Source organism: Chitinophaga sp. YIM B06452 (genome assembly GCF_039655965.1).
In the GTDB taxonomy this organism is placed as follows: domain Bacteria; phylum Bacteroidota; class Bacteroidia; order Chitinophagales; family Chitinophagaceae; genus Chitinophaga.
The window spans coordinates 1,082,058-1,094,260 of the sequence record NZ_JAWLKY010000002.1 but is presented as its reverse complement, the minus strand read 5'-3'; the positions used below and the strand labels follow the sequence as shown (position 1 = coordinate 1,094,260).

The 12,203-nt window shown below is 52.3% G+C and carries 11 protein-coding genes; 9 read left to right on the top strand and 2 right to left on the bottom strand.

Annotated features, from left to right (window positions below):
* Positions 1-2 precede the first annotated feature (2 nt).
* The 8 genes from R3I13_RS14195 (at position 3) to R3I13_RS14160 (ending at position 10,099) form a co-directional block, all read left to right on the top strand.
* Complete coding sequence (locus R3I13_RS14195; protein ID WP_346318623.1) at positions 3-1,070, top strand: aminoglycoside phosphotransferase family protein; 1,068 nt, start codon at positions 3-5, stop codon at positions 1,068-1,070.
* A gap of 429 nt (positions 1,071-1,499) precedes the next feature.
* Entirely contained in the window at positions 1,500-2,402 is a 903-nt protein-coding gene (locus R3I13_RS14190) for a branched-chain amino acid transaminase (RefSeq protein WP_346318622.1), read from the top strand.
* Between the two features lie 256 nt (positions 2,403-2,658).
* A complete protein-coding gene (gene ilvD, locus R3I13_RS14185) occupies positions 2,659-4,338 on the top strand; it encodes a dihydroxy-acid dehydratase (RefSeq protein WP_346318621.1) in 1,680 nt (559 codons plus the stop codon).
* Positions 4,304-6,055, top strand: a complete 1,752-nt coding sequence (ilvB, locus tag R3I13_RS14180; RefSeq protein ID WP_346318620.1) for a biosynthetic-type acetolactate synthase large subunit — start codon at positions 4,304-4,306, stop codon at positions 6,053-6,055. Before ilvD ends, ilvB begins: the two co-directional genes overlap by 35 nt.
* A gap of 28 nt (positions 6,056-6,083) precedes the next feature.
* Complete coding sequence (gene ilvN, locus R3I13_RS14175) at positions 6,084-6,626, top strand: acetolactate synthase small subunit (RefSeq protein WP_346318619.1); 543 nt, start codon at positions 6,084-6,086, stop codon at positions 6,624-6,626.
* A gap of 59 nt (positions 6,627-6,685) precedes the next feature.
* Positions 6,686-7,729 carry a ketol-acid reductoisomerase gene (gene ilvC / locus R3I13_RS14170; RefSeq protein ID WP_346318618.1) on the top strand — a complete coding sequence of 348 codons (1,044 nt, stop codon included), beginning with the start codon at positions 6,686-6,688 and terminating at the stop codon, positions 7,727-7,729.
* Positions 7,730-7,858: 129 nt separating this feature from the next.
* Entirely contained in the window at positions 7,859-9,115 is a 1,257-nt protein-coding gene (gene ilvA / locus R3I13_RS14165) for a threonine ammonia-lyase IlvA (protein ID WP_346318617.1), read from the top strand.
* Positions 9,116-9,229: 114 nt separating this feature from the next.
* A complete protein-coding gene (locus tag R3I13_RS14160) occupies positions 9,230-10,099 on the top strand; it encodes a hypothetical protein (RefSeq protein WP_346318616.1) in 870 nt (289 codons plus the stop codon).
* Here the strand turns inward: R3I13_RS14160 and R3I13_RS14155 are convergent.
* Together R3I13_RS14155 and R3I13_RS14150 are read right to left on the bottom strand one after the other, a co-directional pair.
* Positions 10,096-10,440: a HigA family addiction module antitoxin gene (locus R3I13_RS14155; protein WP_346318615.1), complete on the bottom strand. Its 345-nt coding sequence runs from the start codon at positions 10,438-10,440 to the stop codon at positions 10,096-10,098. The genes R3I13_RS14160 and R3I13_RS14155 overlap by 4 nt on opposite strands.
* Before the next feature lie 26 nt (positions 10,441-10,466).
* Complete coding sequence (locus R3I13_RS14150; RefSeq protein ID WP_346318614.1) at positions 10,467-10,907, bottom strand: type II toxin-antitoxin system RelE/ParE family toxin; 441 nt, start codon at positions 10,905-10,907, stop codon at positions 10,467-10,469.
* Positions 10,908-11,017: 110 nt separating this feature from the next.
* Here R3I13_RS14150 and R3I13_RS14145 point away from each other — a divergent pair, with 110 nt between their 5' ends.
* Entirely contained in the window at positions 11,018-12,127 is a 1,110-nt protein-coding gene (locus tag R3I13_RS14145; protein ID WP_346318613.1) for an FAD-dependent oxidoreductase, read from the top strand.
* The last annotated feature ends 76 nt before the right edge of the window (positions 12,128-12,203 follow it).

The window sequence follows — 12,203 nt, the reverse complement described above, 5'->3', positions numbered from 1 at the left end:
TAATGGTGAATACAGACATCCTCCGAGCCTTCGGATTGGAGCCTGCCAGCTTTAGCGTACAGAAATTCGGGAGCGGCCACATCAACAACACGTTCTTATTAGGTGGCCAGAGCGGTGAAAAATACATCCTCCAGAAGATCAACACCTACGTATTCAAAGAACCGGGGGTAATAGCCCGGAACCAAAGGCTGGCGGCCGATTTCCTGGCCGAGAGACACCCAAGCTACCTCTTTATTACTCCCATCCCTACCACCACGGGGGATGAGCTCTTTCATTTTAATGATGAGTACTGGCGCATGATCCCCTTCATACCGGATTCCACTTCGGTAGACCAGGCGGATACGCCCAAACAGGCATTCGAAGCGGCCCGGCAGTTCGGGCTCATGGCCAGGATGTTTCACGGCATAGACCTGCACGACTTCAAAGCCAGCATTCCCAACTTCCATAACCTGACCCTGCGTTACGCTTCCTTCCAGGAGGCGATACGCCAGGCGAAGGAAGACCGGAAGCAGTTTGCGGAAGAGCTGGTAGAGCAGTTCCTGCGCCACAGCGACATTGCCATCACCTTCGAAGCGCTGAAGACCAACCCGGAATTCAGCGACCGCCTCATGCACCACGATACCAAGATCAACAACGTATTGCTGCGCAAAGGCAGCTACGAAGGCATTTGCGTGTGCGACCTCGATACGCTGATGCCCGGCAAGATCATTTCCGACCTCGGCGATATGGTGCGTACCTACGTATGCCCGGTATCGGAGGAAGAGCGCGACTTTTCGCAGATCCATGTGCGCGAGGAGTATTTCGAAGCGCTCATGAAAGGTTATCTTTCCGAAGTGGGCGGCACCCTTTCAGCTACTGAAAAGGCGCACCTGTTCTACGCCGGCAAGTTCATGATCTACATGCAGGGCATCCGCTTCCTGACGGATTACCTGAACGGGGATGTATATTACCCGGTCAAATACCCGGAGCACAACTTCAACCGGGCAAAAAACCAGCTCACACTGCTGGAAAAGCTCATGGAGAAGGAAGCTGCGCTGCAGGCGGTGATAGACAGCTGCCTGAAGAACTGAGGCATTACACCAAAAAAATAGTCAAAAGGCCTCCCCCGGGAGGTCTTTTGCGTTTGACAGGAGTAGGGTGAAATTGTTGTTTTTTGAATATTTTTCAATCAGAAGACTTCTTTTTTCGATATTTTAAAAAATCCCTTAATGGGTTGATTTTTCTCAAAACTTTCCCGCCTGTATTGTTTTTTATTTTAATCACCAATACATTTGTAGTGATAATAAAAAATCAACAGCACCTCCATGTGGGTAAACAAAGACAATAACAAGATCAGTCACATCGTGCCGCAGCTCAATTGGGCTATTACGCTCGTCGTGATCGTCGTTGTCATTATTACCCGCCAGCCGATTGGAGGATAAAACGCGTGTATAATAACAACTCAAAATAAACGCCTTCCTCCACCAGGAAGGCTTTTTTTATGTGCAAATTCCAATTATATGTATAGCTATTACAACGAAAACACGATTCTTTACTTTGATGGGGCTTATATGAAAGCCACAGAAGCCAAAATCGACCTGTACGGTCAGTCGCTTCACTATGGATACGCAGTATTTGAAGGCATCCGCGCTTATAAGACCGCCAGTGGTGAAGTGAAAATCTTCAAACCCAAGGAGCACTTCGACCGCTTCAAGCGCTCCTGCGAGCTGATACATATACCTTACAAGTACAACAACGACGAGCTGATCGCCGCTTGCTATAAAGTGCTGGAGCTGAACAACCTGGAGGAAGCATACATCCGCCCGCTGGTGTTCTGCCCGCCGAACATGACCCTGAAGGCCGCTTCAGATACCCACCTGCTGATCTGCGCATGGGACTGGGGTGCTTACCTGGGTGAGAAACTGCTCCGTGTATGCGTTTCCTCTTACCAGCGCCCGAATCCGAAAGCGTTCAAGATCGAATCCAAAGCGGCCGGCCTGTATGTGAACTCCATCCTGGCTTCGCAAGAGGCGAAAGAGAAAGGGTACGACGAAGCTTTGCTGCTGGATATCAATGGTTTCGTAGCGGAAGGCCCCGGCGCCAACCTGTTCTACGAAAAAGAAGGCACCATCTACACGCCAGCCACCGGCAACATCCTGCCTGGCATTACCCGCGCCACTGTTATCGAGATCTGCGGCGAGCTGGGTATTCCCCTGGTGGAAAAACAAATTACCGTAGAAGAGCTGAAACAGGCTGAAGCGGTGTTCTATTGCGGTACCGCAGCCGAAGTGATCGGATGGGACAGCCTCGATGGCCAGGGCTTCTCCAAACCCTGGGCCCAATCCCTCGGCAAGGTCATCCAGCAGGCTTACAAAGCCAAAGTGCTGGAAAAAGAATTCAAACGCGAGGCAATTCCTGCCTGATCCATACCGGAAGCTCCCCCTTCCGCCGTTGCAACCGGGAGGGGGAATTCCTTAAAAAAAGCGTGCTGCAGCCCGTTGAATGGCGTAAACGCTTTTCTTTCTAACTCACACCCACAGCGGATTTTGGCCACCAAGGCCACCTTTTGAAGACCGGGAACAGCCGGATTATTGGTTTGAATATCAGCCGCACCGGGAATAACTTGTACGATAATTAGAAATTCAGATAGCCGTGACCCGGTATTAACGACCTTTTATTATGGAGTTGAACAAATACAGCAAGACGATTACGCAAGACCCTACACAGCCCGCCGCACAGGCCATGCTGTACGGGATAGGACTGACGGAGGAAGACCTGAAGAAAGCACAGGTGGGCATCGTAAGCATGGGCTACGATGGCAATACCTGCAACATGCACCTGAACGACCTCGCGAAGGAAGTGAAAAAAGGCGTATGGGCCAATGACCTGGTGGGTCTTATTTTCAATACCATCGGCGTGAGTGACGGTATCAGCAACGGTACCGACGGTATGCGTTATTCCCTCGTAAGCCGCGACCTGATTGCAGACTCCATTGAAACCGTTTGCGGCGCGCTTTATTACGACGCCGTGATCACCGTGCCCGGCTGCGATAAGAACATGCCCGGCTCCCTGATCGCCATGGGCCGCCTGAACCGCCCTGCCATCATGGTGTACGGCGGAACGATCGCGCCCGGAAAATACAAAGGACAAGACCTCAACATCATATCCGCATTTGAAGCGCTCGGCCAGAAAATAGCCGGTAACCTCAACGAAGGCGACTTCAAAGGCATCGTGCAGAACTCCTGCCCCGGGGCAGGCGCCTGCGGCGGGATGTACACGGCCAACACCATGAGCTCCGCTATCGAAGCGCTGGGTATGAGCCTGCCATACAGCTCTTCTAATCCCGCCATCAGCAAAGACAAACTGGAAGAATGCCTGGCAGCCGGCAAATATATCCGCCTGCTGCTGGAAAAAGATATCAAGCCGAAAGACATCATGACGCGCGAAGCATTCGAAAATGCCATCGTCGTGATCATGGCCCTCGGCGGCAGCACCAATGCAGTGCTGCATTTCATCGCCATCGCGAAATCTGTAGGGGTGAATATCACCATGGCCGATTTCCAGCGCCTGAGCGATGCCACGCCGCTGCTGGCAGACCTGAAGCCCAGCGGCAAATACCTGATGGAAGACCTCCACAACATAGGAGGCGTTCCCCTGGTGATGAAATACCTGCTGAAACAAGGCAGGCTCCACGGAAACTGTCTTACCGTTACAGGCAAGACCCTGGCGGAAAACCTGGAATCCGTGCCCGACATCGACTTTACAAAACAAGACATTATATACCCGCTGGAAAAGCCGCTCAAAACCACCGGCCACATCCAGATACTGTACGGAAACCTTGCAGAGCAGGGCTCCGTGGCGAAGATCACCGGTAAGGAAGGCGAAAAGTTCGTTGGTCCTGCCCGTGTTTTCGACGGTGAATTTGAACTGATCGCAGGCATACAATCCGGCAAGGTGAAGGCGGGAGACGTCGTCGTCATTCGCTACGTAGGCCCCAAAGGCGGCCCCGGCATGCCTGAGATGCTGAAACCCACTTCCGCCATTATGGGCGTTGGCCTGGGTAAAAGCGTAGCCCTGATCACAGACGGGCGTTTCTCCGGCGGCACCCACGGCTTCGTGGTAGGGCATATCGTACCGGAGGCTTACGAAGGCGGTACCATTGCACTGGTGAAAGATGATGATGTGATAGAACTGGATGCCGTTAACAATATCATCAAGGTTAACCTGACGCCTGAAGAGCTGGCACAAAGAAAAGCAGCATGGAAAAGACCGGCTCTGAAAGCAACGAACGGGATATTATTCAAATACGCAAAACAAGTTAAAAATGCAACAGAAGGATGTGTTACCGATGAAGACTGATGAGTCTGACAAGCGGGCCGCCGCTACCCCCGAGATCATCACCGGCGCGGAAGCAGTGATCCGGTCACTGATTGCGGAAGGCGTGGACACCATTTTTGGTTACCCCGGTGGGGCTATCATGCCTATTTACGATGCACTCTACGATTTCCAGGACCAGGTTCATCATATCCTGGTGCGCCACGAACAAGGCGCTACACACGCAGCACAAGGTTATGCCCGCGCCAACGGCAGGGTAGGCGTGGTGTTCGCCACCTCAGGCCCCGGCGCCACCAACCTGGTGACCGGCCTTGCAGACGCACAGATGGACTCTACCCCCATGGTATGCATCACCGGCCAGGTGGCCGCTGCATTGCTGGGTACAGACGCCTTCCAGGAAACAGACGTGATCGGCATCACCACTCCCATCACCAAATGGAACATACAGGTCACCAGGCCTGAAGATATACCCGGCGCCATTGCCAAAGCATTCTACATTGCCCGCAGCGGCCGCCCCGGCGCCGTGCTGGTAGATATCACCAAGAACGCGCAGTTTGGCAAGCTGGACTTCCAGTACAAAGCCTGCGAAAGCATCCGCAGCTACCACCCGCACCCCGTGCTGAACATGGAGCAGGTGAAAGCCGCCGCAGAACTGATCAACAGTGCGAAACGCCCATACATCCTCTGCGGCCATGGCGTACTGATCTCCGGCGCTGAAAAAGAACTGCTCGCCGTAGCCGAAAAGGCCGACATCGCGATCGCCTCCACGCTGCTGGGTCTTTCAGCGGTTCCCGTAAACCATCCCTGTTATGTGGGTTACACCGGCATGCACGGCAATTACGGGCCGAACATCAACACCAACGAATGCGATGTGCTCATCGCCGTGGGCATGCGCTTCGACGACCGCATTACCGGCGATGTGAACGAATTTGCCCGCCAGGCGAAAGTGATCCACATCGAGATCGATAAAGCGGAGATCAACAAGATCATCCCTGCCGATGTAGCCGTACATGCAGACGCAAAAGAAGCGCTGGCTGCATTGCTGCCGCTCCTCAAAGAAGCGAAACACCCTGAATGGCTGCAGCTGTTCAAGGACGCCGATAAAAAAGAAGATGAAAAAGTACGCCACCGTGAGCTGCACCCCACCGAGGGCCAGATCAAAATGGCGGAAGTGATCCGCATCATTTCAGAGCAGACCAAAGGAAAGGCCATACTCGTAACGGATGTAGGCCAGCACCAGATGATCGCTTCGCGTTATTACCGCTTCGAAGATCCGAACACCAATATCACCAGCGGCGGCATGGGCACCATGGGCTTCGCGCTGCCTGCGGCCATGGGCGCCAAAGTGGGCGCGCCGGAGCGGGAAGTGGTAGCCATTATCGGCGACGGCTGCTTCCAGATGACGCTCCAGGAGCTCGGCACCATTTACCAGTCTGAAATAGGCGTGAAGATCGTGATACTGAACAATAATTTCCTCGGCATGGTACGCCAGTGGCAGCAACTGTTCTTCGACAAACGTTATTCCTCCACCGTGATGATCAATCCCGATTTCGTGCAGATCGCAAAAGGATTTTACGTGCCGGGCCGCAAGGTGACCGAACGCGCGGACCTGGAAGGCGCAGTCAAAGAAATGCTGGACACCAAAGGCGCTTACCTGCTGGAAGTAGTGGTGGAACAGGAAGACAACGTATTCCCGATGGTACCGGCCGGCGCGCCGATCTCATCCATCCGCCTCGAGTAGCAGTTCATCACCATTAATCAGACACAACATGCAAAAGGAATATACAGTTACGGTATACACTGAAGACAGGGTAGGGATCACCAACCGCATCTCTGTAATCTTCACGCGCCGTGGCATCAATATCACCAGTCTTACCACCGCCGAAACAGAAATAACCGGTGTGTACAAATTCATCATCACCGTGATGTCTACGCGCGACAGGCTGGAAAAAGTAGTAGGCCAGATCGAAAAACTCATCGAAGTGCACCGTGCATTTGTGCACGACGAAGATGAAGTGGTGTACCAGGAGCTGGCGTTGTATAAAATATCCACCAAAAGTCTTCACAATGGCGACATTGAGAAGATCATCCGGGACAACAACGCGCGCATCCTCACCATTACGCCTGATTACTTTGTAATCGAAAAAACAGGCCACCAGCAGGAGCTGATTGCCATGCTCCAGAAACTGGAACCATACGGCCTCATAGAATATTCCAAAAGCGGCCGCGTAGCGATCGTGAAATGGAGCCGCCGTTTCCACGAACATCTCAAAGACCTGTCCCTCATTGAGGCAGACAGCCTGAAAGACTGATGCGGCAGAAGAATGCAATAACCTAGAACTTAAAACTTTTTAAAAAACACTATTAAAACATGGCAACGATCAATTTTGGCGGAGTACTGGAAGACGTAGTAACCAGAGAAGAATTCCCCATGGAAAAGGCAAGGGAAGTACTGAAAAATGAAACCATCGCGATCATCGGTTACGGCGTGCAGGGCCCCGGCCAGGCGCTGAACCTGAAAGACAACGGTTTCAACGTGATCATCGGTCAGCGTAAAGATTCCAAAACCTGGGATAAAGCCGTGGCAGACGGTTGGGTTCCCGGCCAGACGCTGTTCGAGATCGAAGAAGCTGCCCAGAAAGGCACCATCATTCAGTACCTGCTGTCTGACGCCGGCCAGATCCAGCTGTGGCCTACACTGAAACCTTTCCTCACCAAAGGTAAAGCCCTGTATTTCTCACATGGTTTCGGCATCACTTTCAAAGAAAAGACCAATATCATTCCTCCTGCAGATGTAGACGTGATCCTGGTGGCTCCCAAAGGCTCCGGTACCTCTCTCCGCAGGCTGTTCCTGGCCGGCCAGGGGCTGAACTCCAGCTTCGCCATCTTCCAGGACGCTACCGGCAAAGCACGTGAGCGTGTGATCGCACTGGGTATCGGCGTGGGTTCCGGCTACCTGTTCGAAACTGATTTCAAAAAAGAAGTATACTCCGACCTCACCGGCGAACGCGGTACCCTGATGGGCGCTATCCAGGGCATTTTTGCTGCACAGTACCAAACGCTGCGCAATAACGGCCACTCTCCCTCAGAAGCATTCAACGAAACCGTTGAAGAACTGACCCAATCCCTGATGCCGCTGGTAGCAGAGAACGGTATGGACTGGATGTACGCCAACTGCTCCACCACTGCCCAACGCGGTGCGCTGGACTGGTGGAAGAAATTCAAAGACGCTACCCAGCCCGTTTTCGACGAGCTGTACGCTTCCGTTGCTACCGGCAAAGAAGCACAGCGCTCCATCGACCTGAACGGTCAGGCAGACTACCGCCCCAAGCTGAACGCTGAGCTGGAAGAGCTGCGCAACAGCGAAATGTGGCAGGCAGGCGCGGCAGTAAGAAAGCTCCGCCCCGGCAAATAATAAGCTATAAAAAATAAAATATGAAAAGTACCAGGATGGATATTGGCAACGGTTGCGGAGGAGTGTGTTCGATTTGAAGCCGATACATGTCCCGGTACTTTTCTTTTTTATTTTTTAATTCCATTCAAAATGTCTGAAGTTCTTCCAACCATCGATACCAACCAGATAAAAGAAGCAGCCGAAAGGCTGCGGTCCGTAGTGATACGCACCCCTTTAACCTACAGCGCCAACCTTTCCCGCAGATACCAGTGCGATGTATATCTCAAAAGAGAGGACATGCAGGTGGTACGTTCCTACAAACTGCGCGGCGCCTACAATCTCATGAGCAGCCTTACGCCCCGTCAGCTGGCCAACGGCGTTACCTGCGCCAGCGCGGGCAACCATGCGCAGGGCTTTGCCTACAGCTGCCGCCTGCTGAAAGTGAAAGGCGTGGTGTTCATGCCCATCATTACACCCAAACAAAAAGTTAATCAAGTCAAAATGTTCGGCGGCGACAACATCGGGATACGGCTCGTCGGCGATACGTTCGACGATTGCTCCGCCGAAGCGCAGGCCTTTACCCGTGAGCAGCGCATGACCTTCATCCCGCCGTTCGACGATCTGAAGATCATCGAAGGGCAGGGTACCGTGGGATTAGAGATACTCGAAGAACAGCCGGAAGTGGATTTCCTCTTCGTGCCCGTCGGGGGCGGCGGGCTGGCTTCCGGAACTGGAGCTTATTTCCGCACATACAGCCCCAAAACGAAGATCATCGGCCTTGAGCCGGAAGGAGCGCCCTCCATGCTGAAAGCGCTGGAAAACGGCAGCCCTGTGACCCTTCCTGAAATAGACAGGTTTGTTGACGGCGCGGCAGTGAAAAGAGTAGGGGAGCTGACCTTCCGCATCTGCAAAGACGTGCTTGATAAGATGAGCCTGGTGCCGGAAGGGCGCGTTTGCTCCACGATCCTGAAGTTGTACAACGAAGATGCGATCGTGGTGGAACCCGCCGGCGCACTGTCTATCGCTGCCCTGGAAGATTTCGCTGACGAGATCAAAGGGAAGAAGGTGGTATGCGTAGTGAGCGGCAGCAACAACGACATAGACCGCATGCAGGAGATCAAAGAGCGGTCGCTGCTGTACGAAGGGCTGAAACATTACTTCATCGTGCGCTTTGCCCAGCGGCCGGGCGCTTTGAAGGAATTTGTGAACCATGTGCTGGGGCCTAACGACGATATCACCCGCTTTGAATTCATCCAGAAACATAACAAAGAAACCGGTCCTGCACTGGTGGGAATTGAGTTGAAGAACAGGGAAGATTATGATGTGCTGCTGACCAATATGACGAAATACAACGTCCATTACACCGAGCTGAATAAAGACGATAATCTTTTCGGCTACCTGGTGTAATGCCAAATGAACTATATAAGTGCGAAAGCTCCGCCCGGTTTGGACGGGGCTTTTCTCTTTTGTATCCCAATATTTTGTAAGTTGCCGGCGTTATTAATATCCAAAATCCGGTCTATGTCGAAAAACCTGCTGCTGTCGGGGTGCTTAGCGGCGCTTGCACTCTGTTCCGCCTGTTCCAAAAAGGAGCAATCTGCCGGCGCGGACGGCCCCAAACTCGTTTTCAAGTACAAGTTCGATCCGAACCAGGAGCGCCTGGGCAACCTGGGCCAGCCGGTATCGGTGCCTGCCGGGAATGCCGCGCAGAGCCCGGTTTTCAGGGCTATGAGCTCTCATTACCTGGAGCTGGCGCCGAATGCGTTTACGGCCCTGGGCAAGGGAGCAGTGCTGTACAGGCACCAGGAGACCAATAAAGGCGGGGAGATGGCGATAGACTTTGCCAGTGCGAAGCTGGCGGCGGACGGGGAAGTATTTTACGAAGTGCCGCTGAAGGATGTGCCGGCCGGGAAATATGAATACCTGCGTGTATCGCTGGCTTACCAGAACTACGATATCCGGTTCAACGCCCTGGGCCAGGAGTGGACGGGGTCTGTGGCCTCTTTCATCGGGTTTAACAGCTATATCGGCAGTTATAAGATCAAAGACAGTACGCTCACGGTGAATGCGAACCGGAAGCAGGGATATTGGGCGCTGGAAACGAAATACAGCGTGGTAAGCGGCCAGGCGCCGGCGGGCGCTACTACGGTGCCTAACCCGATCGCGGTCACTTCGCCGATACCGGCGGGTTCCTGCGTGGTGACGGGGCCCTTCAACAGTGCTTTACAGATCACGGGGCAGGAGAAGGAGGATATTGTGATCACTGTTTCGTTGTCTGTCAATAAAAGCTTTGAATGGAAAGACCTGAACAGCAATGGCAAATATGACCCGCTGGAAGGAGAGGCGGTGGTGGATATGGGTGTTCGCGGGTTGAAGCCGCTGGTGAACTAGGCTTGTGCAACTTTTACTTTACGGTCCCTGCTCGTTTTTTCTTTGACGGGCAGGGACTTTTTTAATTTCGGTTTGTAGCGTTTGAGCTTGAGCTTGGCGATGCGGGGGACTGCTTCCTGGAGATTGTAGCCTGTCTGCATGCGTTGCCACCACTCAGCAGTACCGCCGAATACAATGGACATGCGTATGCTCATATCAACAGAAATATCCGCTTTCCCGTTGGCTACGTTGGAGAGTGCAGTACGTGTAACCTGCAACATCTCTGCTGCATCAGTGATGCTAAGTCCCAGGTAATCCAGTACATCTTCTTTAAAGATGATACCTGGATGTTCAAATTTCATTTTGCGCTCCATGTTTTCGTTTTTAATTAGTGATAATCTAAATAATCCAGATCGTATGCATGTCCGTCGACAAATGCAAAAATTATTCTATAGTTTCCATTAACAACCAGGCTCCAATAGCCTTTAAGAGAACCTTTTAATGCATGTATTTCAAAGCTTATCTCCCTTTTAAGATCATCAGGAATGACCCGTGCATGTTCTATGCTTTGCAACATTCTTTTAATTCTCTTGATACGCTCTGCAGGCAATTTACTGGGATCACCATCCTCCCAGAATAACTTCAATGCTTTGCTTTTAAAACTTTTTATCATCGCTTTTATTTTACTCTTATAAAGAGCCAAAAACGATGTAAAAAGGGGGGATAAAAACCCTGAGAATATCTCCGCTTTTCGATAGCATTTCTCAGTATTTCGAAGGGAAATTTTTCCGTGCAACAAGCTGGAAATTTCCCCATTATTCGGTAACATTTTTCACTATTTCGAAGAGAATATTTCGAAAAGAAAAAGTGTAAAGCGTAAAGTTACGCTTTACACTTTTTCGATCCAAAAATATCCCGGATTTTCAATACATTCGCATCATGCTCAGCTACTGGGAAAAACAAAGCCTGCTCCATTACGACTGCATCCTCCTCGGGAGCGGCATCGTCGGGCTTTCCACAGCTATCAGCCTTAAAGAACGTTTTCCCAGGCAGCGCATCCTCGTACTCGAAAAAGGCCTCCTCCCCACCGGCGCCTCCACCCGCAATGCAGGCTTCGCCTGCATCGGCAGCCTCACGGAAATACTGGACGATCTGCAGCATATGCCCGCCAAAGACGTAGTGGCCCTCGTGCAAATGCGCAGGAAAGGCCTCCAGCTCCTCCGCAGCCGCATTGGCGACGACCGCATGGAATACCGCGAAAATGGCAGTTTCGAACTCATCAGCGAAGCGGAAGCCCCGGCCCTCGAACAGCTTGAGAGAATCAATGAGTTGCTGTTCGATATCCTGCCCGGCCCGGCCTTTTCAATGGCAGACCACCAGATCGCCGCAAAAGGGATCGTTACCAAACACCTCGTGCAGAATAATTACGAAGGCGAGCTGCATACCGGCAAAATGATGCGCACGCTGATAGACGTAGCCATCGAACGCGGCATCGAAATAAAAACAGGCTGCAACGTTACACACTTCGAAGAGACGGCAAACGGCGTGGAAGTAACGGTGAACGATGAACTGACCTTCTTCACCGCACGCATCGCCATCTGCACCAACGCATTTGCAAAAGGCCTGCTCCCGGAACTGGATGTAACGCCGGGCCGCGGCCAGGTGCTGATTACCGCGCCCGTTAAAAACCTGCCTTTTAAAGGCATTTATCATTTCGACCAGGGATATTATTATTTCCGTGAGCTGAATGGCCGCGTACTCTTCGGCGGCGGCCGCAATCTTGACTTTGCAGGTGAAACCACCACAGCATTTGAACTGAACAGGCGCATACAGGACGATCTTGAGACGAAACTCAGCACCATCATCCTTCCCCATCACAAGTTTACCATAGAAGACCGTTGGGCGGGCATTATGGCCTTCGGCAAAACCAAACAGCCCATTGTGCAGGCGCATTCGGCGCGCATCTGGCTGGCAGTACGCATGGGCGGCATGGGCGTAGCCATAGGCTCCGAAGTGGGCAGAACGCTCGCTGCCATGATGCAGGACTAGCTTATAATAGCAAATAGTGGTATTTAATTAACGGGCTTCTTGTAAGCCAGCTCCCCGGTTATTATATTTATTATCC